This window comes from Lactiplantibacillus sp. 30.2.29, assembly GCF_018991255.1.
Classification (GTDB): domain Bacteria; phylum Bacillota; class Bacilli; order Lactobacillales; family Lactobacillaceae; genus Lactiplantibacillus; species Lactiplantibacillus pentosus.
The window spans coordinates 15,213-41,676 of record NZ_JAGYGU010000002.1; the positions used below are offsets into that span (position 1 = coordinate 15,213).

Sequence of the window (26,464 nt, forward strand, 5' to 3'; positions counted from 1 at the left end):
ATGCGTCATGCCAATTGATTACATGACTTGCTTACTTGGGCGAATGATGATTTCATTGATTGAAGCATCAGCTGGTGCATTAATTGCAAATGCAATCGATTCAGCTACCCGTTCTGGGGAGATGGCGAACAAATCATAGAATTGCTCCGTCCCCTTCTTCACTTCTTCATCAGTAATTGAGTTCGTTAATTCCGTAGCAATGGCACCTGGAGAGACGACCGTCACCCGAATATTGCTTCCAGCTTGAGCTTCTTCTTGGCGAAGTCCTTCACTAATTGCAAGCACCGCCTGCTTAGTTGCGCTATAGACTGCTGAACCAGGTCCAACGATGTGTCCTGCAATTGATGAGGTATTAATGAAATGACCAGATTGTTGTTCACGCATAATGCCAAGGGCTGCATTAATGCCATAGAGCACACCCTTTTCATTGACATCGATCATTCGATTTCAATCTGTAACTTTACCCTCAGCTAAGACAGACTGTGGCATTAAACCAGCGTTATTCATCCAAACATCAATCCGACCATAGGTATCAACAGCTTTCTTCGCGAGTTGCTTGACCGAGTCTAAATCGGTGACATCCGTGACCGCATATGTTGCTTCGCCGCCTGCGTTTTCAATTGCTTGCGTAATTTCTTGAAGTCGTGCTTCACGCCGAGCACCTAAGACTAATTGATTGCCTTGGCTAGCTAATAATTTGGCAGTGGCTTCACCAATACCACTAGACGCACCTGTAATGACGATAACTTTTTTTGACATATAATTAAACACTCCTTATCTTTAATACAATATGTAGCATATACCTTGGTCTGAACTCCAAGGCAAGCCAGAAACTTCGCAATTTTTAAAGACCACTTTTCTGACCGACTAGCGACCCACTTTTGCGTCAGCTCGCCGACCATCACATCGACAAATCAACTCGTACAAGAGCTGTCTTGGTTCCATTTACAAAACAGAAAATGCCGACTATTTCAACAGAGAAATAATCGGCATTTTATTCGAAGCGATTGCTTACCTAGCTAAGATTATAGACGTGTACTTAACCAGTCTAATAATTTGTGTAATTCTTCTTCCACGTATTCAGGCTTCCAATAAGTCTCAATATGATGGGCACCTTGAATCAGATATAACTCTTTGTCCTGAGTCCCAGTCGCATTTGCATAGGCACCTTCACTTAAATAGAGTGAATCGGCTGCAGATCCCGCCATCATGAGCAATGGCACATTAATCAGTTCCATCCGCGTTGACGCGTCAAAGGTCATTAGTTTCATTAAGCTGCTGACACGATAAACACCAGTTGCATTTGGATGAACATGCGTCTGGGCATAGTATTCATAACCTTCTCGATACATATCAAATGGTAACTTATCCACTTGTTCAGGTTGCATTTGTGCCATATCAGGCGTATATGGCGTCTTTTCACCACGTACTTCCGCCTCACGTGCTTCTGAGGCCTTTTGCAACCGCTCTTGAATCGTATTGGCTTCTGACAGAACGAATCCATCGCGTCGAACTGCACCAGTATTAAAAGCAGATAACGTTGCGACTACCTTGAACCGTTTGTCACTCTGACCGGCAGCTAATGTATAGCCACCGCCGCCGCAAATCCCAAAGGCCCCTAACCGACTGTAGTCAACACCAGGAAATACAGAAAGTGCATCTGCCATTCCATGAATATCTTCTACACGAGAAGCAGGATCATCCGTCAAACGAGGCTGTCCACCTGAAGCACCTTGATAGGCAGCATCCGCCGCAATCGTGATGTAGCCATTTTCTGCCAAGCGTTGGGCAAATAACCCGGCAACTTGTTCCTTAACCCCACCATTTGGATGAGCGACAGTCAATGCAGGGTAAGATTTACTTGGATCATAATCAGCCGGCGTATAAATATTGGCCGCAATTTTGATGCCATTCAAATCATAGCTGACTGGATGAATATTCACCTTGCCGGCTTCATTTTTAGTAATTGCATCTGCGTATACTAGACCCCAAGGATTATCCTTGACGGTTGTAATTTCACTAGTTGGAACATCGTGTAGTTCAAATTTACTCATTATTGCTGATCTCCTTAGGTTATTTTGGTAGTTATCCTAATTAACGTTTTAATCATAAAGTATGAAGTGCACACCAAGGCAAGCATTTAAACATTAATTTTTGTATTATTTGCCACCTCGTCTTTAAACGACCAATGATCGTTCAAAATCTGAAACAATCAGCATCATGCTAGCGGCTAAAATATTCGGTGACTACTTCTACCATTGAATGGCAACGAATTGCTCAATAAAACGATGGTTTGGCTAAGTTTTCTGAGCCCGTCTCAATAATAGCGACATTTTCATTCTGATGCGTTGTCGGTGCTTTGACCATATCGGTAATAAAGTGGGCCACGGCCTGGCGAGAGACTTGTGCACCAGTAACCGGAGTGCCAAATGGGACCAGCGTATAATCGGTTTTGGCCGCATTGTTATAGAGCATCGACATTCGAACGTAGGTGTAATCGATCGCATTGTCTTGATCTAAAGCAGCAATGGCGTCGCGTTCAGGCTGCCGATTGGTAAAGTAGGCCATCATCGACTTGCCCCATTCACCAAACTTACCACCAACTTCATTATAAAGACCAATCGTACCAGAAATCACTAAGCGCCGAATTCCGGCCTTTTTCATGGCTGCTGCAGTCGCATTCATTGCTTCTGCGGTCGGTGTATTCAGGAAGACAAAATCTTGTCCGACCATGGCTTGGTTTAAAGTCGCTTCATCCAAAATATCGCCATCTACCAAGTGTTCTCGCTGATCATCAATCACAGTGATCCGCTGTGTCACATGATGGCCATAGAGCGTTAGCTGGACAGTTGTTTCATTAAGTAACCGCTCAATTAAATAACTCGAAATCTGACCCGTTGCACCTAAAATAATGACATTCATTTGATATTTCCTCCTAATAAAAACTTGGTTTACGCCAGGCGGTGTCCGGTTCACCGACACCTAAACTTTCACGATGGTAGTCTTGTTTACCAGTCAACAAATCAGTGACTAACTGTGCCACACCCTCGCGAGTCACCTGCGATTCAGTAAAGGGTTGCCCCTTTGTCGTCAGATGAACTTGAGTGTGTTGCGCGTCGTTATACATCCAGGTAATTCGTAACAGGACATAGTCAAGCGTACTACCCTCAATAACGTCAGCTGCTTGCCGATACTTGGATTGCCAAACCTTGCCCATTTGTTGCCGATACCACGCTGCGAACGGTCCCTCAACTTCTTGGTAGAGATCCGGCACACTGGCCGCAATGAACCGTGACACCTTCATTTTCTCTAGGACGTCAACAATTGGCTTAACCAATGCGTCACCGGCAACATAGTTGAGATATACAGCATCCACACCTCGCTTCAACGCATCTTGGATTTTGGCGACATCTTCAAATGTGCCATCTACTAAGTCAACTCGTTCACTAGCCTTTTCAGCTAAACGCGTCGAAACGTTGCGCCCATATAACACGAGCTGGAAATCCGTTTGGTCAAGTAAATCATCTGTCAATAGTCGTGCGACTTGTCCGGCCGCACCTAGAATCATAATTTTCATCAAAAAATCTCCCTCGTTGGTTTACTTCAATGTAAAATATATACCTTTGAGTGCAGTCCATAGCAAGGATTGACACTCTAATTGCCATTATTTATTTTGTTTAACAAATTTATCGATAGCCTGGTCATCATTGGCAGTTAATCCCTTATGAAGGGTAATTTGCTTGTTCTTGACCATTTTCTTCAAATAGGGCATGCTCTCACTTATATTACTGGAAGCACTGGTCGTGAACGGAATAATCGTTTTATTTTTCAGCTGAACGTCATCAAAAAAGGAATTGATCAGCATTGGTGGACGATGGAACCAAGTCGGAAAACCGAGCCAAATGGTTTGGTACTGCGACAAATCGACGTTTAATTTCGCCAGCTCAGGATGTTGATTTCGGTCAACTTGAGCTTTAGCAGTACTAGCCATTTTAGTATATTCTTTTGAATAGGCTTGTTTAGGTTTCAAAGCAACTGTTTTAACGCCTAATTGTTGCCCAATCTTTTGTGCAGCTTGTTTCGTCGTTCCGGTTTCAGAGAAATAGATTACGATTGTTTTTTGAGTTGCCCGCTTACCTTTTCGATTGGTTGTCTGATGCGCTTGACGGTCTTCCCGAGATTGATTGTCGGAATGATTATGAACCACGAAACTTACACCCACAATCACTAGAATAATGACGCCAATCAGTCCAATCGTTCCCCTAATTTTCATCGGCATTTCCCTCTGCTTTATCTTAGAATGTTGTTAGTGTAAACCTTGGTCTGCGCTTCAAGGTAACAAATTAATTTCTAAATTCAATATTCTCTCAGTGGAATTCAGTGCCGGAATTCAATTCGAGTGCGCTATAATCAACGTATTTGAGCGCGCAAAAAAAGCCGGCTCACACCGACTTTCAGCTCACCCACTATTCTTCTAATTGCCGAATTGCTTTGGCCGGCACGCCTGCCACGAGCGTATTATCCAGCACATCATGCGTGACGACTGCGCCAGCTGCGACAACCACATTATTACCGATCGTCACGCCGGGTGTAATCGTGACCTTGCCACCAATCCAGACATCATTACCAATTGTCACCGGATGGCCCTGAGCGAGGTTGGCACGGCGACCGCTTGCTGTCAGTGGATGATTGACCGTGTAAATATCGACATTGGGGCCAATCATCACGTTGTCACCAATGTGTACCGGCGCAATATCCAAAATTGTTAAATTGTAATTACTCAAAAAGTTGTCGCCAACGTGAATGTTACGACCATTATCGCAGTTAAAATTGGCTTGCACTGATAAATTATCGCCATAGCTCCCCAAAATTTCCTGCATCTTAGCCGTCTGCGCAGCCGGATTCGTCGCAGGAATTTGGTTGAATTCCTGACACAACTTAGCTGCCCGCGCTTTTTGAGCCGCAACGCCGCTATCCTTGAATTGGTACCATTCACCGGCTGCTAATTTGCTTAATTCTGACATTTAGGTCAACCTCCTAAGTTTTATCGATAAGGTTAGTTTACAACTTAGAGCTAGCTCGAAGTCAAACACCAACACGAGCTTTCCTGCCAATAATATTAACGGAGCATCTCAAAGAATCCCACATAAGACCAGCCAACACTAAATTGGCCCCACATCCAAATTGGTTCACCTAACCACCTTTGAAGGCAATAAAAAAACGATTAGGCTATTTTCCAGCCTAATCGTTTTTTAGTCAATCGCGTTAATTACGAAAACGCAGCGATTAATTGTTGTAACGCTTGATTGTCAACCGCCGTCCCAATCGTCAGGCGTAACCAACCTGGCCGTAACCCGGTCCGAATCAGGTAACCATGGTGTAATAAGTAATCGGCGAGGCGGTCGGCATCTGGGTACTCAAAGAAGATAAAGTTAGCGCCAGATTGGTCGTAAGTAATTTGCCGTTCGTCAAAGAATTTTGTCCACTTAGCCCGCTCAGTCGCATTTTTTTGGACAGTGGCTGCCACAAAATCGGGATCATTAAGTGCCGCCAAAGCAGCGACCTGGGCCAACGAGTTCACATTATAGGGCAAGCGAACGGTCTGCATCGTCGCCGCATACCGCTGATTGAAGACGGCATAGCCGACGCGGAAGTTTGCGAGTCCATATGCCTTAGAAAAGGTCCGCATGACAACGACATTCTCGTATTTGGCGGGCAGCTGCATCGCAGTCACCTGTGCCGCATCAGCTGCAAAATCAATGTACGCTTCGTCGATCAACACCATCGTCTCTTGGGGCACCTGCTGGATGAAGGCTTCAATGTCGGCTAACGATTCCACCGTTCCAGTCGGATTATTGGGATTACATAACCAGACCATCTTGACTTGCGGCGTGATTGCGGCGGCTAACGCCTTGAAGTCAACGTGATCGTTGGCTAAAGTCGGCACGCTGACTAGCTTGGCATCCTCGATTTCAGCGTGCAGTCCGTACTCTGAAAAGGTCGGTGCGGAGACGATGACTTGGTCACCAGCCCCCAAGAACGTCCGCGATAGCATGACGATCATCTCATCAAGGCCAACGCTAAACACGATGCTGGCCGGGTCGATCCGTTGTTGCTTAGCGACCGCCGTACGCAAGGCTTGAGCATCCGCATCCGGATAACGATTACTCTGAGTAAAGTCCCAATTTTTAATCGCAGTCGCCACCGCTGGCGAGGTCCCGTATGGATTTTCGTTGGCCGATAGCCGCACCAACCGTGGTAATCCTAATTCGGCTTGCAACGTGGCTAATGATTTTTCCGGCACATAGGCTGCTAACTGTTCGATGCTTGCTTTCATCCAACTACCTCCTATAAGTTCTTGATTTCAGGACGATCCTTGTAATCACTCATCTTGCCTTCACGCTTGGCGAGTTCAGTCTTGATCTGGTCAAAACTAACGCCGCGTTCGACGAGAAGCACGAGCACGTGATAAAGTAAGTCGGCCGTTTCATAGGTCAATTCCTCGTCGCCAGGATTCTTCGCCGCCACGATGACTTCCGTCGATTCTTCGCCGACCTTTTTCAAAATCTTGTCGAGCCCCTTAGTGAACAGATAATCCGTGTAAGACCCCTTCTTAGGCGTTGCTTTCCGTTGTTTGATCAATTCGTATAATTCTTCCATGTTTTGCATATTCGACACCACTTTCTTCTATTATATAGCTCTCATTTGTTAACCCAGTCAGCATCATCAATTGAGACACTGACTGTCACATTTACTGAACATCATCGATTGAGACTCTGACCGTCACATTCTACTGAACATTATCGATTGCCGGTTTGCTAACGCTCACGTTGGCTGAAACGCCAGCCGTGAATCATCCGGCAAACGCCGTGTTAATCTGGCACTTCACCAACTACTTGACCGGGTTGAAAAAACAACTCGTGTGGCCGGTGTGACAAGCTGGCCCGTGGGGATGGACTGAGACTAGCAACGTATCTTGGTCACAATCCAGCGTCATATTGACAACGTCTTGAACATTGCCACTCGTTTCACCCTTGTGCCAGAGTTCTTGGCGTGAGCGTGACCAAAACCATGTTTGCCCGGAACTTAACGTTCGTTGGTAACTTTCGGAATTCATCCACGCGACCATCAAGACTTCCTTGGTATCGGCATCCGTCACGACCGTCGTGAGTAAGCCATTACCCTTCTCAAAATCTGGTTTCATCGAACCACGACCCCACTTTCCTTTAAAGCGGCTTTAACATCCGCAATCGTCAACTCACCAAAGTGAAAGACGGAAGCGGCAAGCGCCCCATCGACCGTTGTATCTGCGAACACATCGACGAAGTCTTGCAGGTTACCGGCACCCCCACTGGCGATGATTGGCACGTTGACCGCTGCACCCAGCGCCTGATAAAGCTTGGTATCAAAGCCGGCTTTGGTGCCATCACGATCCATGCTAGTGACTAACAACTCACCAGCACCTAAGTCGACAGCTTGTTTGGCCCATTCGATTGCATCTAAATCAGTCGCTTGCTGCCCACCGTGGGTATAAACGCGATACTGCTGAGCTTGCTCATCCCAGGCAGCGTCGATAGCGACCACGATACACTGATTGCCGAATTTTTCAGCTCCGGCCCGAATCAAGTCAGGATTGGCAACCGCTGCCGAATTAATGGCCGTTTTATCCGCCCCAGCCCGCAGAATCCGTTGCATATCCGCCACACTGGTGATGCCGCCACCAATCGTCAGTGGCATGAAGACTTGCGCGGAGACCTGTTCGACCATCGTCGCCATCGTCTCGCGATGTTCATTAGTCGCCGCGATGTCTAAGAAGACCAGTTCGTCGGCCCCCTGTTGTTGATACGCAGCGGCAATTTCGACTGGATCGCCAACATCAGTCAGATTGACAAAATTAACGCCCTTTTTAACGCGGCCATCGGCAACATCCAGACAGGGAATAATTCGTTTAGCTATCATGCTTCCACCTCCGCTAATGCTGCCAGGGTCACGCCACCCTGAGCCAGTGCCTTACCGATGATGACATCCTTAAAGCCACTGGCCTGCAAGACTTGCACATCCGTCAAATCGCGAATTCCACCGCTGGCAATTAGATTTGCAGTTGGCACCTGGGCTTGCAATTCTTCGTACAAGCCTAAGTTCGGTCCCTGCATCGTGCCATCACGAGCAACGTCAGTCACGATAAAGTGGCGGGCGCCACTGGCCGTCATGGCTTTCATCAAGGTGCTCATCTTCGTTTGCGACTGTTCCAACCAGCCCTTGATGGCAACGTAATCATCTGTCCCATCGATGCCGATGACGATCCGTTCACCGCCGAATTCGGCTAAGAGCCGTTTGACCAATTCAGGGTCCGTCAATGCCACCGACCCTATAATCAGACGGTCGATGCCGAGTTTCAAATAACGGGTCGCGAGTTCATAGGTCCGAATTCCACCGCCTAATTCGATGGTGCCCTTAAAGGCCTTGCGAATTGCGGCAATCGTGGCATAATTCTCCGGCTGTCCCGATTTGGCGCCATCCAAGTCGACCATGTGGAGATGCGTCAATCCGGCCGCGTTAATTTGTTGCGCTTGGGCCACCGGATCAGGATTGATCAACGTGGCCTGTTTAAAATCACCTTGGTAGAGCCGGACGCTCTGGCCGGCTCGTAAATCAATTGCTGGAAAAATCATTTGCACTCACCATTTCCTTAAAAGCTGCTAGTTGTTGTAACCCGACCTGACCACTCTTCTCAGGGTGAAACTGCATGCCAATCACATTTTGGCGCTGCACGATACTGGGTACCGTCACCCCATGTTCCACGGTCGCCACGATTTCAGCACGCGGACAAACGGCATAGTAGGAGTGGACGAAATAAGTATAAGCGGCATCGATACTGGCAAACGCACTGTTCGGACGTTGGAGGTCGTTTTGATTCCAGCCCATCTGTGGCACTTTGACGTTCAAGTCATCCGGAATGGCAGCGACGTGGCCGCGTAGTAGTCCCAGACCGGCATGTTCGCCGTACTCCGAGCTACTTTCAAATAGCAGTTGCATGCCCAAACAAATCCCTAAAATCGGCTTACCGTTTTGAGCCAGTTCCTGTAAGACCCCGACGAGCTGCCGTTCTTTTAAGGCATCCATCGCCGCAGCAAACGCCCCAACTCCCGGTAAAATAACAGCATCGGCACTCGCCAACTGTTGTGGGTCGGCGGTCAAAACGGTCGGCACTTGTAAGTAATCAAAGGCTTTCTTCAGATTACGGGTGTTGCCCGTATCATAATCAACGATTGCGAACATTAAATCACGCCTTTCGTGGAGTTGACCCCCTGAATTTCAGGATTGATCGTCACGGCCGCCCGCATGGCACGACCAAACGCTTTGAACAAACTTTCAACTTTGTGGTGGGTATTGCGCCCGTATAAGATGCGTGCGTGTAAATTCATCTCGGCGGCAAATGCGACGGCTTGGAAGAAGTCTTCAACCGTTTCAGTATCTAGACCACCGAGTCGCGGATTCGTGAGTTCGGCGTCAAAGACTAAGTAGGACCGCCCGCTCAAGTCAACGCTGACCTGGCCCAAGGTTTCATCCATTGGCACAAACTCGGTGCCGTACCGTTCGATGCCCTGCTTGTCACCCAAGGCTTGCTTGAAGCACTCGCCGAGCACGATGCCGGTATCTTCCGTCGTGTGGTGCGGATCAACATCCAAGTCACCGTGGCACTTGACGACTAACCCAAAGCGACCGTGCTTAGCAAATAGGTTCAACATGTGGTTCAAAAAGCCGATGCCCGTATCAATTTCAATGCCACTCTGTTCGTCTAAATTCAAACTAATTTCAATCTGTGTTTCCTTGGTTTCACGTTTAATCGTTGCTTGTCGCATGTGCATTTCCTCCTCGTCTCATCACCGGCTGGCTGTTAGTCGCCGGCACCAACCAACAATTAGCAGGTCTTAATCATAGTAAGTGTCAAACCGACTCTCGATTGCACGAGCGTGGCCTTCCAAGCCTTCGACCCGCGCTAAAGTCGTGATTGCGGGCGCTTCTTTGGCTAAGGCGTCTTTGGTGTATTGAATAAAGGACGTCCGCTTAACGAAATCATACACGCCGAGCGGTGACGAGAACCGCGCCGTCCCACTAGTTGGCAGGATGTGGTTGGGACCCGCAACGTAGTCTCCGAGTGGTTCGGAGGCGTACCGGCCTAAGAAGACGGAACCCGCATTTTTGATCAGATTTAAGTACTGCGTTGGATTCTTCAATTGGACTTCCAAGTGTTCGGGCGCTACTGTGTTCATCAGGTCAAACATGTCTTCGACCTTCGAGACTACCGCGATAAACCCTTTTTCATCGACGGCGGCCGTGGCAATGTCTTCACGTGGTAACACGTTCAATTGTGACGTCACATTGTCACTCACCGCTTGGGCTAAATCCGCACTATCGGTAATCAAGATCGGCCGTGTCCGCTTGTCATGTTCAGCTTGGCTCAATAAATCAGCCGCTAACTGACGGGGATCCGCGGAATCATCCGCTAAGATACCGATTTCTGATGGCCCGGCCACCATGTCGATGGCCACCTGACCAAAGACTTGTTTCTTGGCCGTTGCCACGAAGATGTTCCCAGGGCCGATAATCTTGTCGACCGCCGGAATCGTTTCTGTCCCATAGGCTAACGCAGCGATGGCTTGAGCACCACCAACTTGATAAATCGCATCGACACCGGCGATTTTAGCTGCGGCTAGCACGGCGGGATTAATGCCGTCGACTTGTGGTGGCGTCACCATAATGACTTCGTTGACACCCGCAATTTTGGCCGGCAAGGCGCTCATCAGTAGCGTTGATGGATAGGCGGCCGTACCACCTGGAACGTATAAACCGACCCGATTGAGTGGCAGTAACTTTTGTCCCCGTAGGACGCCGGGCTGTTCAGCATCAATAAAGCCCGTTGCCTTTTCTTTTTCGTGGAAACTAGTGATATTGCGTTTGGCTAATAGCAAGGCATCCTTCACTTTGGGATCCAAATTATCATAGGCGTCATCAATCACGGCTTGTGATAGCTTGAAGTCGGTCAGCTTGACCTGATCGAATTGAGCCTCGTAATCTTTGACGGCCGCATCGCCGTTTTTGATCACGTTGGCAATAATGTCGCGTACCGCGGATTCAACCTTTAAATCGGTCAACTGTTGGGTCTTGGTTTGAACTAAGCGTTTTAAACTGGCTAAATCTTCATTAATAATTTTCATTAGGCAAACTCCTTTGGATTATTCGCGGCGACCACTGCAGCTAACCGATCAACTAAGTCATAAATGGCGGTTTGTTGCTGTTTGAGCGCTAAGCGGTTGACCACTAACCGGGTCGAAACTGGTTGTAAATAGTCATAAATTTGTAAATGGTTCTCACGAATCGTGGTCCCCGTCTCGGTGATGTCGACGATGGCATCCGCCAAACCGGTCAACGGTGCTAATTCGACCGAGCCTTCAATCTTAATAATTTCAACGTCTTGACCCAAACGATCAAAATAACGTTGGGTAATCAGGGGGTACTTGGTGCCGATGATCTTGCGCCGTGGTGCGACCGGATCGAAGTCGGCGGTCGATGCCAACACGAATTGGCACTTGCCCACGCCCAGATCTAACAATTCGTACTGGGTACTCTCGTGTTCGGTCAAAATATCACTACCAACGATACCGATATCGGCAGCGCCCCGTTCGAGGAAGGTCGTCACGTCTGGCCCCTTTGCCAAAATAAACTCATAGGGTTGGGTCTTGGAATCAAAAATCAATCGGCGCTGCTTATTGCGGACTTGTGAACAATCCAGTCCGGCCTGTTCCAATAATGGGAGGACTTGTTGTTCAACGCGGCCCTTGGTCAACGCAATTTTCAAACGTGGTTCAGTCATTGGTCACACCTCCAGTTAAATCAATCAGTTGCGCATTCAAACGTTGTGCTTCGATGCGCGCCCCTGCTAAGTCATCCGCCAAACTCAAAATGGCGTGCGGTTGTTTTGCTAAGTAGGCCTCCGCTTGTGGCCATTGTTCAGGTTCAAAGTAAATCAATTGTTCGGCGTAAGCGGTCTGTTGGTCGGTGGCTAAAGTCGTTAACAAGTCGACGTTTAGCCCCATCCCGACGGCCGGTTCTGCTTCCGCTTGAAAGTTCGTCAGTAGTTTGTCATAACGACCACCGCTGAACAGGTAGCCGGCACCTGCTTGTGAATAACCCCGAAAAGTCAGGCCGGTATAATATTTTTGTGGGGCTTGACTACTCAGGTCCACTGAAACGGCTTGTGCTGGCATCGTCTTTTGCATCCAGGCCACCACTGTTTGAAGTCGTTTAAGACTTGGTTGGACGCTTGCCGGTAGTGGTGCTGCGGCTAATTCTTTGAAGATCCGTTCTGGTCGTCCAAACAACCGTGGCCAGGCTTTGAGAAAATTATATAAAGGTTGGGCACGGTACTTGGCAATCAAATTCGTGTAGCGTGGCACTTGCTTATCGAACAAGGCGGTTAAAATGGCCTGTTGTTCCGCATCATCGCTGGTCAAACTGGCGACGACCCGTTGGGCAAATTGGGCATCCCCTAATTCGATTTCGACGGCATCGGCAATCAGTTCGCTTGAAAGCTGGTTAGCAATCGTCAAACATTCAAACTCTGCTTTCAACGAGGCATAACCAACTAATTCGACCCCCGCTTGCGTAATTTGGTTATATGAGCCAGATAATTGGCGACTCACTCGGAAGATATCACCGACGTAGCCGAACTTTTGTGGTAACGGCACGTTGGTCGCGCTAATGAAGCGGGCAACTGGTAAGGTCATGTCTGGCCGTAAGACCAACGTGCGACCGTCATTGCTAAATAACCGGTAGAGCTGATAATTGCCCATTTGGTACGGATCAAATACCGCTTCATTCTCTAATAACGGCGTTGCAATTGGCGCGAGCCCCCGTTGCTTGAAATGGGCTTGGATCACCGCGATCAGGTGTTGCTTCGTCCGTGCCCGCCGACCAAATTCATCCCGGGTTCCTAATGGTAATAAATGTTTCAACATAATTTACGCCTCCTAAAACGTCGTTATTATTCAAACTAATCAGAATTAATTCACTTTGTTATCGATTAAACACTTTAATCAACTGTTTGCGCACCTACCGCGATACCGCGTTTTCCCCGCAAGCAATGACTTGAGCGAACCGTTGAAGCTAAAAAAACGCCCTCTTAGCAATGTGCTAAAAGGACGTTTTCGCGTGGTTCCACCTTATTTTATCTACCGCTCGCACGGCAGACCTCATGTTGATCAAGTCAACTTGGATAACGAAACCAATTCGGCTAAGGCTAATGAGACTGGTTCACCCTAGCAGTTCATAGATGTGTGTTCGTTAAGCCTGTCTGTCCGGTTCTCAGCTACCCGGGCTCTCTGGATGAGGAAGACTTAATTACTTGTTCTAATCACAACCGTTTATTAAAATTTGATTAGTCATTTAATTTATAATTCATTGTAATCACTAAACTGACGGCTGTCAACCCTTAATTAATTTTTTTATGAGATGATAGCCACGACCGACGCTGGCAATGTCATGGGCATCCGAGCCGTAAACCAGCGGAATAGCCCGCTTTTGCGCACGTTGTAGAATCTGTTCACCAGGATAAAAATCATTACAATATGGTTTGTAGAGTCCGGCCAAATTTAAATCCAACTGGCGCCCCTGCTGCTGCACTAGCGCCAATGTTTGATCCACCAATTTGAGATTATCGGCATCCAGCGGTTCAGTTAGCCCAAAGTAATCTTGGTATTTACGCACCAAACTCATGTGACCGATTCGTTGCGGTGCGTACGGACCGAAGTCTGCTTGAACCGACGCTAAGACTGTTCGATAATACTGTTCAAACACGCGTTGGGGTGTCTTGAGCCACTGCCCAAACCCCGCTGCAAAATCATCGGTCGACATATCAACACACCAGAAATGCTCCCGCAAGCCCCGCATGAAATGCACGGACAAGATACTTTCCTGCGTCTGCGGACCATAAGTATTCAAAAAGTCCCGCGTCCAGGCCACATGATCCGGTAAGAAGTCGACTTCGAACCCAACGGAGATCTCGATTTGATCAGCATACTTGGCTTTGAGTTCGTTGGCCAAGTTCAAATACGTCTCGACCTGATCCAAACGCAATGACGCTTCCGTATAACCTTCGAGTGTCCCTTCATATTGCTCACGAAATGCTGGCGGCAACGGTGCGTGCTCAGTGATGCAGTAGCGTTTAAATCCTAACTGAATCGCCCGCTGAACCATCTTTTCCGTCGCTTCCCCACTCCCATGCGGACATAATTCCGTATGCGTATGTCCATCCATTAACATACCCTCATCACCCTCTCATAAATTAGGTTTATTCAACCATACTTCGTTATGATACGCAAGCATTGGCCAAACCCGTGTCAGCTGTTCTTTATGAATTATCGTTAGAAAGCTTAAGGTCAAAAGCCGCCAGCTGAGACCCGCTGGAAATAAGGCGAGTTCGCGTAAACCTGATTTGATAGCTGCGTCCTACGACGGCTTACAGGTATTTCTGACAACGCTGGAACGCGATGGACACAGATTTAAGCCGACAAACCACGTCTTAAATAATGGTCTTCCACTAACCAAGCACAAGACGCTTGCTAAGTGGAATTTCATCGCTGAGCATTGTCAGAAACACCTTCCAGCCGAGGATGGCATTCGAAAGGTGGACATTTGTGGACCCAATTTTAAATGAACTGGTCGTTGATATTTTGTACACGCCATGTTGGCATTTTGCTGTAAGACTGGCGATCTTCTAGGCAATCTTGCTGTATTTCAATTCTGCGAACCTTCAGCATTACTGAAGGTTGTACAGATTTTGTCTAATCGCCTGGGATGACAAAATTTGGAATTTTGAACGAAGATTATTTCAACGACTAAATTCAAGAACAGTATCAAATTTGTGACATTGAGAATAGTGAACGATATTCGTGTGATCTTCTCAGCACCCAAATCCCCTAAGGCATCATCGGTTCCACATTAAAAGTTTGCCTGAAGGACCGCGTACCTAATATCCAGTGATCACTTGCACCCAGATAGGTGGCCGTTCATCCGCCATTCGAGCGGGTTCCCGACTGTCCGGACTGCCGGACAATGCTCAAGGGCGAAATTCTTCTAGCCCGGGAAATTCACCCGGACAAGAAGAAGACTCGTATTTGAAATTGCGCAGCGGGTTTCTGCGTGAGTTCAAATCGATGTCCGCCCTGTTCCAGCGTTGTCAGCCAGCCCCGGAGGTCGGACTAGGACGAAGATTCGCTGCAAGTTTACGCCAACTCGCACTGTTTCCAGCGGTCCTCAGCTGGCTGCTTTTGAACTTAAGAACTGTCGTATTTCAATCAGCGTTAGTGCGGAGAAGCCGCGAAAGTCTAACAATTTACTAATTTATTTATATTAAACGTCACAATTTCTTTATACCATGATATAGTCAACATTAGTTAAAGACCACGTGAATCCAAAGGGGGAACCAGCCATGCACGAACTTATCACCAAGCTTTATCAACTTGCACTTTCCAGTCATATTGTCAGTACGTTGCTGGAACCCGTGCATATCGTTATTCTAGCGCTACCCATCATGACGCTGTTACTAGCCATGATTATTCTGACCGTCCAACTCCGGACTCGGCAAACCTTGAGTGAACGTAACTTAATCAGTACCTATTCATTTATTTGGTACGTGGCTGCGGCATACTTACTCATTATTCTGCCACTGCCGACCCGTTCATCCGTGGCGAGCCTGACAACTGCGACCTATAATTTACAGCCCTTCTATTTTCTCTCACAGTTGAAAGCACTCACGCCTTTTGAACTCGGGGATCCCAGTACTTGGTTAGTGGCGTTTAAATCCGATACGTTCTTCCAACCATTCTTCAATATTCTCTTATTTATGCCGATTGGCGCTTACTTAAAATGGCGCCATCGCTGGCCGCTCTGGTTGATTACGTTGACGAGTTTCGCGATTTCGCTGTTCTTCGAAACGACCCAGTTGACCGGACTCTATGGCTATTATTCGCGAGCATACCGCATGTTTGACGTCGATGACTTAATGATGAATACCCTCGGTGGCATCGTTGGGGCTTGGTGCTTACACCTGATTCCAAATCAGTGGCGTAACCGCGACCACAGCACCCGCCTTCGCTGGCAAGAACATCCCATCGATTGGCGCCGAATCGGTGCGCTAGTGATCGACTGGCTCGCAATTGCGGCTTTTGATACTGTCTACTTCGTCTTAGTCAAACATTTCAATTGGCCATTACCACATGATTTTCGCTGGTTATACGTCGTCGACATCGTCCTGTTCTTCCTCCTGCCCGCCTGGTGCTGGCAAGGCAAGACACTGGGCGGACGACTACTCAACAGCCAAATCGTGACTACGGACGGCAAACGTGCCAATCTCTGGCAACTGCTGATCCATTACGGTGGTCTCTACTTGATTGGTTTGCCGCTCCTGTTCTTAGATTTGTGGTTATTCAATCGTTTGGGAAACGTCCCGAGTGCGACGCTCAACCGGTTAGATGTCTACCTGGTCCTTGTGTCAGTCATTTTACTGGTCGTCAGTTACGATTTATTGCTAGCACCCTTCAGTCGCAGTCATCAGTTATGGTGTGAAAAGTTAAGCCAGACAACTGTCCATTAAGACGGTCTCATTGAAACTTCTTTTGCGTTGGCTCGCAACTCATGTTAAATTGAAGATATCTCAAAATGCTGGAAGTAAAAACAATGATAAAAGTCCATGAACTAAGCGACGATTTTCGCTGGGTCGCTGTTAATAATTATACTGAAAACGACTATCACCAACTTGTGAGTGACGAACACGTTACCGACGAAATGTTAGGCTACGCGACCGACCAACACGAACGTGGCCGGTTGGAATATGACGCCAAGAGTGCCATCACGACAATTATTTTTGACGTGGTCACAGAAGACGCCGAGGAAGGGACTTACACCGCCCAGGTCAGCTTCATGTTGATTGACCACACGCTACTGACTTTCACGACCGACAATACCATTTTTGTTGAAGACATGTTAGCCGACGAAATCGACGCCGACTGGGAAGACGTGTTGCATCCGTACGACCATATTTTTAACGTCTTGTACAAACTCTCACGGCAGTACTTTTCGGCCATCAATAAAATCAACAAGCAACGGCAGGACATTCAATTAAAAATGAAAAAGCAGATTCAACGTTCGGTCATTATTCAACTGATGGACTTAGAAACGACTTTAGTTTATTTTCTCACGTCCCTCAAGAGCAATAACGACATGTTACAATCGCTGAAACGGTTTGTGCCCGTCAAATTCTCGGCTGCCCAGTTAGAGCGACTCGATGATATTATCGTCGAAGCACAACAAGGGCTAGAAATGGCCAATATCGCTTCAGACATCATCGGCCGGGTGTCCAATGCCTACTCGAACATTCTCGATAATAGCTTGAACAACACGATGTGGGTCCTAACGATTTTCTCGATCGTCTTAACGATGCCCAACATTGTCTTCGGCTTTTTCGGACAAAACGTCGACCTGCCATTCATGAAGAATCCGTTTGGCTGGGAAATCACCGTGGTCATTGCCGTGGCCCTGTGCGCCCTCACTATTTGGTTGTTGCGCCGGAACTCATTTCGCAAATAAAGGAGCCTTTAAGTTATGCCAAGTCGTCCTAAAGTGACTGATACAACCGCCTACATCAATCAGGCGGCCGAAGCGGCCCAACCGATTCTGACCACCCTCGTGCAGCTCATTACCACTGAGCTGCCAGATTTTGAAGCGAAAATCAAATGGAACTTGCCATTCTATCAACGTGATAAGCAATATGTGAGCATCGCCGCCTACAAAGCTCATGTCAGTCTAAGTATCTCCGCTGATTTAGACGACGCCACGCTAGCCGCAGCTAAGGCCGCTGGTTATCCAACCGGGCAAAAGCGCCTGAACCTGCCGCTGACACAACCGGTACCGACAGCGTTAGTCCAACAAGTGTTACAGTTGATTGCTTGAGTTTTCTTTCGCTGGCCTAAAGCGCAACAACTCCTCATCTCGTTATTATCGCGGTCAAACAAGCCAGCTTGAGCTCGTTTGACAGTGACTCTGCCATTTAATCGAGATGGTCCGTTTTTAAACAAACCGAATTTGTCACCATAACGTGATGTCACTCAAACAACATCATCAAAACGCAAAAACGCGCCGCTCAAAAATAGAGCTGGCGCGTTTTTAGTTAATTTCTCATTTTCAGCGAATTACCGGCGCCGTAACCGGTAGTCCTTGACGTTGGCAAAACGGGCGAGTTCCTCAAGCTGACCAGTCGCTTTCAGATGTCGGTCATATTCTTGATCTAAATCGGGCTGCACTTCATTCGTACCGGGGACAAAGTGTATGTCTTCATGCCCCGCTTCCGTTGCAGTCTGATAGTACCATTCCTTGAACTTCAGGTAACTCATCGTATCTTGTAAATCAGTAATCTGTTGTTGCAACGCTTGTTCGTGCGTCTTCAATAGCTGATAGCGATCCGACAAGGTTTCGTCACCCTTTAGTCGCAGTTCAATAAAGGTGGCGATCTCCGCAACCGGCACCCCCGCGTTTTTTAGACAAACGATCGTCCGCATGAGATGTACGTCATTGTCGGTAAAGGTTCGCCGACCAATCGAGTTCCGTTGAACAAAGGGTAATAGTCCCGATTTGTCATAGTACCGAATGGTGTCAATTGACACCCCTAATTGGTCCGCAACTTGTCCAATTGAATAAGCCATCTCGTCCACTCCTCCCAATTCGTTTCCCAACTAGTTTACCGTGACTAGTCATCCGTTGACAATGAAAAGTCCTCGCGTGACTTGATTTCGGACACTAAGCCTTCCAAATTCTGCAAGCCACCATGATAGGCAAAGTCGCCCAGTGGTAAGTGTGCTGGAATCTCACTGGCATTGGCTTGGTCAAAAATCACTTGGGCGATACGCTTAGGGTCACCGGGTGCTTGGGTCACTGAATCGGATACGTTGGCCACGGAATCACTAAATGCCGCATAATCCTTGATCGCTGGCACCACTTTTTGTGAAGAACGTCCAGACCACTGCGTCCGCGCACCACTCGGTTCGACCGCCATCACCTTGATGCCCAAATCAGCAACTTCTTGACGTAACGTATCACTGTAACCTTCAACCGCATACTTCGTGGCACTGTAATACCCCATCGTCGGTAAGGTTGTCAGGGCTAATGCTGACGATAAGTTGATGATAACACCCGCGCGTTGGGCACGCATCGTTGGCAATACGGCTTTCGTCATATTCGCTAATCCAATCACGTTGACATCGAACATATAGCGAACCTGGTCCATATCACTTTCCTCGATCGTCGCAAAGTAACCCAAGCCGGCATTGTTGACTAACACGTCGATAGTTTCAAACCGTTCGAGCGCTTTAGCAACGCCCGCTTTGATCTGCACTTCATCGGTCACATCGATGATGACTTTTTCAATGCGCGCTGCATCAAAGTCGTCCAAATAAGCCAAATCTTCTAAGTGACGCGCAGCCGCAACTAAGTTAGTATCCTTATTTTTAGCCACAACGGTTGCGAGTTCCTTACCAAAACCACTCGATGTTCCTGTAATAAACCATGTTTTTGCCATTTTACTAAACACTCCTATTCTGATTTCATTAACGGACAATTAATACCTTATTTCTTAGCAGCGCGGACTAATCCATCCAACCAGCTTTGGTGCCCATTTAACATTGGATTAGGCGTTTGCGCAGCTAAATCTTGGGCTGGTTTACCAATCTGTGATTCCTGGGTCAGTAACCGAATCCGCCCATCAGCCAATTTTTCAATTAAAAAGGCGTGATAAACATCAAACTGCGTGTCGGCATCGCCATTTTGCCAGCCATGCCAAGCCAGCCGGGCCGTCTTACCATCCGTTGGTTCAACTAATTCCATTACTTGTGCATCGATTGGAAAGCCAAACGTATCAAAACGAAAATGTTCCGCAAACTTCAACTTGGAACTAGTCTGGTCGTCCAAAACGATATTGGCGGCGTTGTCATAGTATGTGGTCCATTTTGCCGTATCCACGAGGTTCTCCCAGACCGCATCCAGAGTAATGCCATCCGCAATGACCTCATTTGAAACAAAATTATCCGTATGACCTGGTAAATATTCAGTTGACCAATTAATTGATTGCATCTGCAATTCCTCCACTTGATTAAGTATTTAGTTGGGCGCGTCGGTCATGTATCGTTGATCTGAATCGACAATTGCCGACCAGCACGCCAAATTCTCAAGTCAACAGCGCCGTTCAGGCTGTCAGGTCGCCTTTTGAACACGTCTGATTAACTTTGAATAAACCAAGCTTATATGCTGGAGCTGACTCCAGGACAAGGATAATGTTTGCGAATTGAGACTAGCTTAACGATTTCTTAACACCCATTCTGTGTATCATGCTTGTTTATTTGTCATGAATCATGATTGAATCAAGCTGTTTTCCAAGTTCAAAAGCTGCCAGCTGAAAACCCGCTGGAAACAGTGCGAGTTACCGTAAACTTGCTGTGGTGGATGCTTCCTAGTCCGGCTTCCAGGCATTTCTGACAACGCTGGAACGCGATGGACACAGATTTAAGCCGAAAGCCCGCGTCTTAAATACTGGTCTTCCACATTAGCTGCAGTATGGATGAAACGTGTTCGGGTCAGACTGGGACTTCCGGTTAGCTACGCCAGAACGCCAAGCGGAAATTCACCGCTTAACGCTCCAGCTAGGCTAATCCTCAGTCCCAACCCGTCTGAACCTCACACTCTAGGAGCCGCTGAGTATTGTCAGAACCGCCTTCCAGCCGGGGATTGTATTCGAAAGGCAGACATGTGCGGACCCAACTTTTTAAAGACTGATCACTGATTCATATCAAACCGTACAGCGGTTATCTGACTGTCAGATTTGTTTTGTCGAAACTTTTTCTTAATCATTAGGCAATCGTCTAGTGCCGTCAGTACAGGAGTGTCTAGATTATTATCCCTTACTCGATACGTTTTCAAATTAGTAATCCTGTCATCTACCAACAAGGCAGTTTCGATTAGATTCGCTCAACAAAATCTTGACCTGCAAATTCCAGATGAGTTTTATTGCCAATTCAAAGTTTGCTCGAAGGACCTGTCTCCTAATATTCAGCGGCCAAGTGTACCCAGATAGGTGGCCGTTCATCCGCCATTCGAGCGGCTTCCCGACTGGAGGGGCTGGCTGACAATGCTCAAGGGCGAAATTCTTCTTGTCCGGGTGGGGTCCCCGGGCTAGAAGAAGACTCGTATTTGAAATTGCGCAGTGATTTTCTGCGTGAGTTCAAATCGATGTCCGCCCTGTTCCAGCGTTGTCAGCCGGCCCCGGAAGTCGGACTAAGACGCGCATCGGCTGACGAACAGGAATCCAACCTGGCATGATTTAATCAGCTTTAATGCTAAAGAATAATTAGCACAATGCGTCATTACCAGTAAACGCGTCATACCGGTGCACCGCCCATAACGAGTGCTGGTATGACGCGTTCTATTTTAAGCAGGTATTACTCGAACTGACTCTGGTACAGCTGTGCATAGAACCCATTTGCGGCCAGGAGTTGTTGGTGCGTGCCCCGTTCAATGACGCGACCATCATTAATGACTAAAATCTGGTCGGCCGATTGAATCGTGGATAGGCGGTGGGCAATCACGAAGCTGGTCTTATCACGCATCAGTGCAGCCATTGCCGCCTGTACGTCCGCTTCAGTCTGGCTATCAATGGACGCCGTCGCTTCATCTAGTACCAGGACGGGCGCTTCCGTGATGAAAGCCCGTGCAATACTGAGGAGTTGGCGTTGACCCTGCGACAGCTGACTCGCGTTTTCACTGAGGATGGTCTCGTAGCCATCCGGCAGTTGGCGAATAAACGGGTCGGCGTGGGCACGCTGGGCCGCCTGCACGACTTCAGCGTCACTCGCGTCGGGACGTCCCAAACGAATGTTTTCGCGAATCGACATTGTGAATAAGAACGACTCCTGTTGCACGACGGTAACCTGGCGACGTAAATCTGCGCGGCGAATCGTCGTCACATCTTGTCCATCTAGCAAGACCCGCCCCGCTTTTAAGGGGTACAGATTCGTCAACAGGTTCATGATCGTCGTTTTACCAGCGCCAGTCGGCCCAACTAAGGCGACGACTTCGCCTGGGTTGGCGACCAAGTTAACATCCTTCAAGATTGGCCGTTCATCATAAGCGAATGAGACGTGGTCAAACGTCACGTGGCCGGTTGCCTGTGGTAATGCCACGGCACCGGGTTGATCCTGCTCTTGGGGTTCATCGATCAATTCGAAGACCCGCTCAGCACTCGCCAGTGATAATTGCAAGGTGTTAATTAAGTTCAACACGTTGTTGATTGGGCCGGTGAAATTCCTTAAATAAATCAGAAACGTGAAAATGATGCCGACCGTGATGTGGCCATAGCCGCCAATAATCGATAAGGCGCCAATCGCAGTAATCAATAAGTAGGCGATATTATTGGTCATGTTATTGAACGGCCCAATCACTGACGACAAGGCCTGGGCACGAAATGCGGCACGGGTATAAGTCGCGTTAACTTGGTCAAACGTCTGCATAGTCGCTTCAGTATGGTCAAAAAGCTGCACGAGTTGTTTGCCAGAAACCGACTCCTCGATTTGGGTGTTCAGCGACCCTAAGGCTTGTTGCTGGGTCATGAACGCTCGTTGGGTCAACTTGGCGATTCCTTTTGAGAAGAAATAGGTGGCGACCGTACTCAACAGCGCAATCAGCGTCAAGAGCGGCGATAAAATCAGCATCGCGATGCCCATCCCAATCACACTGATAATCCCAGTAAAGAGTTGCACGAACGTTTCCATCAAGGCCGTATTGATGTTATCAACATCATTGGTCAGCCGACTCATCACGTCCCCATTGTCGTGACGGTCAAAGTAGCGCATCGGTAACCGTTGCAGATTGGTAAACACATCTTGCCGAATCTGGGCACTCGTTCGTTGCGCGACCTTAATAATCACGGAATTTTGAAAGTAGGTAAAGACATTGCTGATCAGGTACATGGCGATCAAGCCAGCACAAACCAACATGAGGGCGCGTAGACGATTTTTACTAATATATTGGTCGATCACGATCCCGTTGACCCGGTTACCAATAATCGTGGCTGCGGTGGTCACAATCGTGAAGAGGAAGACCAGGAACAACCGGCCCTTGAAGGCGGCTAGATACTGCCACATCCGCGCCAACGTTGCACGCCAGTTAGTTAACTGGACTTTTTCTGGATGAATGTTTCGTGGCCCACGTCTATGCATTTGCATCTGCCGCACCTCCTAACTGAGTCGTGACTAATTGCCGGTAAAATGCGGACTGTTGCATCAGTTCCGCGTGCGTGCCAATGGCTTCCAAACGGCCATTATTGAGCACGAGAATCTGATCACAGTCGATAACATTGGTGACCCGCTGCGAAATAATCAGGGTCGTCTTGTCCGCTCGTTGTTCACGCAACCGGGACTTGATGGCCGCATTGGTCGTCTGGTCAACCGCACTGGTGGCATCGTCTAAAACTAAAATGTCGGTCGCCGGGACAATTGCCCGTGCGAGATTCAATCGCTGACGTTGGCCACCTGAGAAGTTTTTACCAGCCTGCTCAACCGGCGCGTCATACTTAGCCGGCAATTGTGCGATAAATGGTTGCGCATCCGCGATAGCCGTCGCATTGGTTAACTCGTCGTCCGTGGCATCAGGGTGGCCATAAGTCAGATTACTACGGACGGTGCCTGAGAACAGTAATGAGTCCTGGAGCGCGACAGCCACGGCGGCGTGCACAGTTGAAAGCGGCATCTGCTGGATATCCACTCCACCAATTTTGATCGTGCCGTGGTAATCATCAAAACGACGCGTCAATAAATTGATCAGCGTGCTTTTACCAGCCCCCGTTGCGCCAATGATACCTAACCACTGACCATCGGGAACGGTAAACGAGACATGGTCCAAAATTGGGCGACTCTGTTGATAGCCAAACGACACCTGGTCGAATTCGATTTGGCTGCCATGCGGTTTCAAATCAGCCACTGCGGCCACTTGGGCAGGTGCAACCTGAAAGGCAGCCATATCTAACACTGCCTGGACCCGCGTTGCACTGGTAATCGCCCGTGAGAACGCCGTGATGATGTTGACCGTCTGAATCATGGCGCTCGTGATTTGAATCATGTAGTTGACGAACGCAATAATTTGGCCGTTACTGATCGTATCGCTGATTGCCAGTTGTCCACCATAGCCGAGCGCGACGACCACACCGAGATTCAGCATCAACTGAATGACTGGTGACAAGAGTACCGTGGCCATCGCCGCAGTTTGACTGGTTTGTTGAAGATGTTGGTTGCTGGTCGTAAAATCGGCGTGTTGATGGTCTTCCAGAACGTACGACTTGATGGTCTTGGCCCCTTGCAGATTTTCACGCATGATTTGGTTGATATGATCAACGGACTGTTGCATCGCCGTATACTTAGGCACGCTCAAGCGCACGATGATCAACAAAAACACCACCAGAATCGGCATGACCACGAACAAAATTGGGGCTAAATCTGGACACACGATAATCGACATGACGACCCCACCAATCAACAGCATTGGTGAACGAACCAATCCCCGCGTGACCATCATGACTAAATTCTGCATCTGAGTCACATCGTTGGTAATCCGCGTAATCAGTGTGGCGGGTGGTAAGGAGCCGGCTTGGCGGTCGTTTAAGGCCACCGTCAACAGATGGCTCCGCAGTGCTTCCCCCATTTTTAATGAAGCGTAGCTACCGAGTGCCCCACACGCACCGCCAAAGATCAAACCCAGGACGGCGAATAGGAGCATCAATCCCGCGTGGCTGATGACAAAATTCAAATCCCCCTTAGATAAACCTTGGTCAATGATTTCTGACATCAAGGTTGGTTGTTGCAAGTCGCAAAAGACTTCCCCCAACATGATCAGCGGTGCTAAGAAAAACGCCCAGCGCGCGCGACCATGGATATGTTGCATCACAATGTGGAACACAAACCATCACTTCCTCGAAAAAAAGGTCACGGATGCCCGACGCCTAATTAGGATTCGGGTTCCGTGACACGTTTTAAATTATTACTTACTATCTTAGGCTAAAAGTGTGCGCTCGGCAACCATTGGCCTCGGAAACGATTGCATTGCCGCTGAGTTGCGGTGCAATCACGTTTTAGACGCGCTAATTTTGTGAAGATTTTGTGAACAGTTTGAGATGTTTTATCAATTGAGGTCTCACACAATGCTAAGAAACATCAAACCACGCGTTGTTCTGGTTATTATTAGCATTATAGATGTTTGAAGGGCGTCAGTTTCTAAGTTCAAAAACAACCAGCTTAGGAAGATAAGTGACCGTAAATGCGCAGTGATAAGCAAGCCCACCTACACCGGCTTCCAGGCATTCTTGGCAATGGCCGGAATGTGGTTGACAGATTTAAGCCGGCAATCTACGTCTGAAACCGTGATTATTTCCAGAATTTCCACATACCATTTTTTTAACGCTCAATCGTTTTGTGATTCATCCTTGCTGAGTGCAAAGAGCCACCTAATAGCCTATCTTACTGAGCCATTGGTCAACTTCTTTCTGAGAATTTTCAGCCTGTTCACCTTCAATACCAATTCCTTCCAACACATTAGCATCTGGATATTGCTTCTCAACTTGATTTTGTGCACTCCCCATCCCAGAACCTTTATGAGTTGTGAACGGCACAACGTTTTTACCGTTGAGATCCACAGCATCCATAAATGTGCGGACAATCATTGGATACTCGCTCCACCACACTGGTGCACCGAGAAACACAGTATCGTATTTTTTGACATTCGGTAATTTGTTTTTGATTTTCGGACGTGCATCATCGGTTTGTTCCTGCTGTGCACGATCTGCAGTGGCCTTAAAAGATTTTGGATATGGATTGGCAGCCTTGATTTCATATTCATCCGCACCAGTTCGCTGCTGGATAAAATCAGCAACCACCTTAGTATGTCCGATTTTCAATGGTCCATCCGAAACGCCTTTTTTCCGCGAAAAATAGACAATTAAAACTTTTCCATTCTTCTTGGGCCTTTGTTTTGATTTTCCCTGATTAGTCCGGGACACCTGCGATATCCCAGCTGAATCTTTTGATTGCGTCCGCTGAAAGACATTATAACCGACTAGCACAGCGACTACGGCTACGATTGCAATGACAAAAACAACAATTCTTTTCCTCATAACTTGTAACTCCTTCCTAACCATAAGCAATTGACTTGATTCAGATTTTACAGGTTGGCCTCCAGACAAAGGCAACCATTTTATTTGATTTCCGCTATCAACTGGCGAAAAAGGAATCAGTATTGAATTGTTTCATTCCACAGCAAAATACCGACTGGAAACCCAATCGGTACTTCACTTTATCTCGTTATTGCATCCCATTTG

At 47.8% G+C, this 26,464-nt stretch carries 25 protein-coding genes, 1 pseudogene and 1 other annotated feature; of the genes and pseudogenes, 3 read left to right on the forward strand and 23 right to left on the reverse strand.

What is annotated here, in order from left to right:
- Nucleotides 1-18: 18 nt before the first annotated feature.
- The 17 genes and pseudogenes from KGF65_RS01450 to hisJ form a co-directional block, all read right to left on the reverse strand.
- Nucleotides 19-759, reverse strand: a pseudogene (locus KGF65_RS01450) (SDR family oxidoreductase).
- A gap of 266 nt (nucleotides 760-1,025) precedes the next feature.
- On the reverse strand, nucleotides 1,026-2,054 hold the full coding sequence (locus KGF65_RS01455) for an alpha/beta hydrolase (RefSeq protein WP_101873149.1): 1,029 nt from the start codon (nucleotides 2,052-2,054) through the stop codon (nucleotides 1,026-1,028).
- Between the two features lie 223 nt (nucleotides 2,055-2,277).
- On the reverse strand, nucleotides 2,278-2,922 hold the full coding sequence (locus KGF65_RS01460) for an NAD(P)H-binding protein (protein ID WP_101873148.1): 645 nt from the start codon (nucleotides 2,920-2,922) through the stop codon (nucleotides 2,278-2,280).
- A gap of 13 nt (nucleotides 2,923-2,935) precedes the next feature.
- Nucleotides 2,936-3,577: an NAD(P)H-binding protein gene (locus KGF65_RS01465; RefSeq protein ID WP_101873147.1), complete on the reverse strand. Its 642-nt coding sequence runs from the start codon at nucleotides 3,575-3,577 to the stop codon at nucleotides 2,936-2,938.
- 87 nt (nucleotides 3,578-3,664) lie between these two features.
- Nucleotides 3,665-4,273 carry a flavodoxin gene (locus KGF65_RS01470; RefSeq protein ID WP_158296979.1) on the reverse strand — a complete coding sequence of 203 codons (609 nt, stop codon included), beginning with the start codon at nucleotides 4,271-4,273 and terminating at the stop codon, nucleotides 3,665-3,667.
- Nucleotides 4,274-4,466: 193 nt separating this feature from the next.
- Nucleotides 4,467-5,024, reverse strand: coding sequence for a sugar O-acetyltransferase (locus tag KGF65_RS01475; protein ID WP_101873145.1), 558 nt, complete (start codon nucleotides 5,022-5,024; stop codon nucleotides 4,467-4,469).
- Between the two features lie 245 nt (nucleotides 5,025-5,269).
- On the reverse strand, nucleotides 5,270-6,337 hold the full coding sequence (gene hisC / locus KGF65_RS01480; RefSeq protein ID WP_216747926.1) for a histidinol-phosphate transaminase: 1,068 nt from the start codon (nucleotides 6,335-6,337) through the stop codon (nucleotides 5,270-5,272).
- Nucleotides 6,338-6,348: 11 nt separating this feature from the next.
- Nucleotides 6,349-6,669: a phosphoribosyl-ATP diphosphatase gene (gene hisE, locus KGF65_RS01485; protein WP_003639299.1), complete on the reverse strand. Its 321-nt coding sequence runs from the start codon at nucleotides 6,667-6,669 to the stop codon at nucleotides 6,349-6,351.
- Between the two features lie 223 nt (nucleotides 6,670-6,892).
- Nucleotides 6,893-7,204 (reverse strand): phosphoribosyl-AMP cyclohydrolase, encoded by a 312-nt coding sequence (hisI, locus tag KGF65_RS01490; RefSeq protein WP_088770985.1) that lies wholly within the window; start codon nucleotides 7,202-7,204, stop codon nucleotides 6,893-6,895.
- Nucleotides 7,201-7,959: an imidazole glycerol phosphate synthase subunit HisF gene (gene hisF / locus KGF65_RS01495; RefSeq protein ID WP_105920797.1), complete on the reverse strand. Its 759-nt coding sequence runs from the start codon at nucleotides 7,957-7,959 to the stop codon at nucleotides 7,201-7,203. The genes hisI and hisF overlap by 4 nt, the downstream gene beginning before the upstream one ends.
- Nucleotides 7,956-8,672, reverse strand: coding sequence for a 1-(5-phosphoribosyl)-5-[(5-phosphoribosylamino)methylideneamino]imidazole-4-carboxamide isomerase (hisA, locus tag KGF65_RS01500; RefSeq protein WP_105924062.1), 717 nt, complete (start codon nucleotides 8,670-8,672; stop codon nucleotides 7,956-7,958). Before hisA ends, hisF begins: the two co-directional genes overlap by 4 nt.
- Nucleotides 8,653-9,279 (reverse strand): imidazole glycerol phosphate synthase subunit HisH, encoded by a 627-nt coding sequence (hisH, locus tag KGF65_RS01505; RefSeq protein ID WP_050339505.1) that lies wholly within the window; start codon nucleotides 9,277-9,279, stop codon nucleotides 8,653-8,655. The genes hisA and hisH overlap by 20 nt, the downstream gene beginning before the upstream one ends.
- Nucleotides 9,279-9,863 (reverse strand): imidazoleglycerol-phosphate dehydratase HisB, encoded by a 585-nt coding sequence (gene hisB / locus KGF65_RS01510; protein ID WP_050339506.1) that lies wholly within the window; start codon nucleotides 9,861-9,863, stop codon nucleotides 9,279-9,281. The genes hisH and hisB overlap by 1 nt, the downstream gene beginning before the upstream one ends.
- A gap of 69 nt (nucleotides 9,864-9,932) precedes the next feature.
- On the reverse strand, nucleotides 9,933-11,219 hold the full coding sequence (gene hisD / locus KGF65_RS01515) for a histidinol dehydrogenase (RefSeq protein ID WP_216747927.1): 1,287 nt from the start codon (nucleotides 11,217-11,219) through the stop codon (nucleotides 9,933-9,935).
- Nucleotides 11,219-11,875: an ATP phosphoribosyltransferase gene (hisG, locus tag KGF65_RS01520; protein WP_003639306.1), complete on the reverse strand. Its 657-nt coding sequence runs from the start codon at nucleotides 11,873-11,875 to the stop codon at nucleotides 11,219-11,221. The genes hisD and hisG overlap by 1 nt, the downstream gene beginning before the upstream one ends.
- Entirely contained in the window at nucleotides 11,868-13,019 is a 1,152-nt protein-coding gene (hisZ, locus tag KGF65_RS01525) for an ATP phosphoribosyltransferase regulatory subunit (protein ID WP_216747928.1), read from the reverse strand. Before hisZ ends, hisG begins: the two co-directional genes overlap by 8 nt.
- 176 nt (nucleotides 13,020-13,195) lie before the next feature.
- Nucleotides 13,196-13,427 (reverse strand) — a binding site (T-box leader).
- A 58-nt stretch (nucleotides 13,428-13,485) separates the two neighbouring features.
- Nucleotides 13,486-14,322: a histidinol-phosphatase HisJ gene (hisJ, locus tag KGF65_RS01530; protein ID WP_105924059.1), complete on the reverse strand. Its 837-nt coding sequence runs from the start codon at nucleotides 14,320-14,322 to the stop codon at nucleotides 13,486-13,488.
- A 1,168-nt stretch (nucleotides 14,323-15,490) separates the two neighbouring features.
- Here hisJ and KGF65_RS01535 point away from each other — a divergent pair.
- From KGF65_RS01535 to KGF65_RS01545, 3 genes are all read left to right on the forward strand, one after another.
- Entirely contained in the window at nucleotides 15,491-16,654 is a 1,164-nt protein-coding gene (locus tag KGF65_RS01535; RefSeq protein ID WP_216747929.1) for a VanZ family protein, read from the forward strand.
- An 83-nt stretch (nucleotides 16,655-16,737) separates the two neighbouring features.
- Nucleotides 16,738-17,646 (forward strand): magnesium transporter CorA family protein, encoded by a 909-nt coding sequence (locus tag KGF65_RS01540; protein ID WP_088770979.1) that lies wholly within the window; start codon nucleotides 16,738-16,740, stop codon nucleotides 17,644-17,646.
- 15 nt (nucleotides 17,647-17,661) lie between these two features.
- A complete protein-coding gene (locus KGF65_RS01545; protein ID WP_101873137.1) occupies nucleotides 17,662-18,009 on the forward strand; it encodes a DUF1801 domain-containing protein in 348 nt (115 codons plus the stop codon).
- Nucleotides 18,010-18,248: 239 nt separating this feature from the next.
- Here KGF65_RS01545 and KGF65_RS01550 read toward each other — a convergent pair whose 3' ends face one another.
- The 6 genes from KGF65_RS01550 to KGF65_RS01575 all read right to left on the reverse strand — a co-directional run bounded on the left by KGF65_RS01550 (nucleotide 18,249) and on the right by KGF65_RS01575 (nucleotide 26,260).
- A complete protein-coding gene (locus tag KGF65_RS01550; RefSeq protein WP_050339518.1) occupies nucleotides 18,249-18,758 on the reverse strand; it encodes a MerR family transcriptional regulator in 510 nt (169 codons plus the stop codon).
- Between the two features lie 44 nt (nucleotides 18,759-18,802).
- The gene (locus KGF65_RS01555) at nucleotides 18,803-19,630 is read right to left on the reverse strand and encodes an SDR family NAD(P)-dependent oxidoreductase (RefSeq protein ID WP_105924056.1); all 828 of its coding nucleotides are present in this window, start codon (nucleotides 19,628-19,630) and stop codon (nucleotides 18,803-18,805) included.
- 47 nt (nucleotides 19,631-19,677) lie between these two features.
- Nucleotides 19,678-20,181: a polyketide cyclase gene (locus tag KGF65_RS01560; RefSeq protein ID WP_088770977.1), complete on the reverse strand. Its 504-nt coding sequence runs from the start codon at nucleotides 20,179-20,181 to the stop codon at nucleotides 19,678-19,680.
- 1,361 nt (nucleotides 20,182-21,542) lie between these two features.
- Entirely contained in the window at nucleotides 21,543-23,324 is a 1,782-nt protein-coding gene (locus KGF65_RS01565; RefSeq protein WP_105924055.1) for an ABC transporter ATP-binding protein, read from the reverse strand.
- Nucleotides 23,311-25,050: an ABC transporter ATP-binding protein gene (locus tag KGF65_RS01570; protein WP_105924054.1), complete on the reverse strand. Its 1,740-nt coding sequence runs from the start codon at nucleotides 25,048-25,050 to the stop codon at nucleotides 23,311-23,313. The genes KGF65_RS01565 and KGF65_RS01570 overlap by 14 nt, the downstream gene beginning before the upstream one ends.
- A 544-nt stretch (nucleotides 25,051-25,594) precedes the next feature.
- Nucleotides 25,595-26,260: a flavodoxin gene (locus tag KGF65_RS01575; RefSeq protein ID WP_181185362.1), complete on the reverse strand. Its 666-nt coding sequence runs from the start codon at nucleotides 26,258-26,260 to the stop codon at nucleotides 25,595-25,597.
- Between the last annotated feature and the right edge of the window lie 204 nt (nucleotides 26,261-26,464).

Coding starts and splice junctions, on each gene's coding strand:
- KGF65_RS01455 (WP_101873149.1), bottom strand. CDS start 2,054: ATGAGTAAATTTGAACTACACGATGTTCCAACTAGTGAAATTACAACC.
- KGF65_RS01460 (WP_101873148.1), bottom strand. CDS start 2,922: ATGAATGTCATTATTTTAGGTGCAACGGGTCAGATTTCGAGTTATTTA.
- KGF65_RS01465 (WP_101873147.1), bottom strand. CDS start 3,577: ATGAAAATTATGATTCTAGGTGCGGCCGGACAAGTCGCACGACTATTG.
- KGF65_RS01470 (WP_158296979.1), bottom strand. CDS start 4,273: ATGAAAATTAGGGGAACGATTGGACTGATTGGCGTCATTATTCTAGTG.
- KGF65_RS01475 (WP_101873145.1), bottom strand. CDS start 5,024: ATGTCAGAATTAAGCAAATTAGCAGCCGGTGAATGGTACCAATTCAAG.
- hisC (WP_216747926.1), bottom strand. CDS start 6,337: ATGAAAGCAAGCATCGAACAGTTAGCAGCCTATGTGCCGGAAAAATCA.
- hisE (WP_003639299.1), bottom strand. CDS start 6,669: ATGCAAAACATGGAAGAATTATACGAATTGATCAAACAACGGAAAGCA.
- hisI (WP_088770985.1), bottom strand. CDS start 7,204: ATGAAACCAGATTTTGAGAAGGGTAATGGCTTACTCACGACGGTCGTG.
- hisF (WP_105920797.1), bottom strand. CDS start 7,959: ATGATAGCTAAACGAATTATTCCCTGTCTGGATGTTGCCGATGGCCGC.
- hisA (WP_105924062.1), bottom strand. CDS start 8,672: ATGATTTTTCCAGCAATTGATTTACGAGCCGGCCAGAGCGTCCGGCTC.
- hisH (WP_050339505.1), bottom strand. CDS start 9,279: ATGTTCGCAATCGTTGATTATGATACGGGCAACACCCGTAATCTGAAG.
- hisB (WP_050339506.1), bottom strand. CDS start 9,863: ATGCGACAAGCAACGATTAAACGTGAAACCAAGGAAACACAGATTGAA.
- hisD (WP_216747927.1), bottom strand. CDS start 11,219: ATGAAAATTATTAATGAAGATTTAGCCAGTTTAAAACGCTTAGTTCAA.
- hisG (WP_003639306.1), bottom strand. CDS start 11,875: ATGACTGAACCACGTTTGAAAATTGCGTTGACCAAGGGCCGCGTTGAA.
- hisZ (WP_216747928.1), bottom strand. CDS start 13,019: ATGTTGAAACATTTATTACCATTAGGAACCCGGGATGAATTTGGTCGG.
- hisJ (WP_105924059.1), bottom strand. CDS start 14,322: ATGTTAATGGATGGACATACGCATACGGAATTATGTCCGCATGGGAGT.
- KGF65_RS01535 (WP_216747929.1), top strand. CDS start 15,491: ATGCACGAACTTATCACCAAGCTTTATCAACTTGCACTTTCCAGTCAT.
- KGF65_RS01540 (WP_088770979.1), top strand. CDS start 16,738: ATGATAAAAGTCCATGAACTAAGCGACGATTTTCGCTGGGTCGCTGTT.
- KGF65_RS01545 (WP_101873137.1), top strand. CDS start 17,662: ATGCCAAGTCGTCCTAAAGTGACTGATACAACCGCCTACATCAATCAG.
- KGF65_RS01550 (WP_050339518.1), bottom strand. CDS start 18,758: ATGGCTTATTCAATTGGACAAGTTGCGGACCAATTAGGGGTGTCAATT.
- KGF65_RS01555 (WP_105924056.1), bottom strand. CDS start 19,630: ATGGCAAAAACATGGTTTATTACAGGAACATCGAGTGGTTTTGGTAAG.
- KGF65_RS01560 (WP_088770977.1), bottom strand. CDS start 20,181: ATGCAATCAATTAATTGGTCAACTGAATATTTACCAGGTCATACGGAT.
- KGF65_RS01565 (WP_105924055.1), bottom strand. CDS start 23,324: ATGCAAATGCATAGACGTGGGCCACGAAACATTCATCCAGAAAAAGTC.
- KGF65_RS01575 (WP_181185362.1), bottom strand. CDS start 26,260: ATGAGGAAAAGAATTGTTGTTTTTGTCATTGCAATCGTAGCCGTAGTC.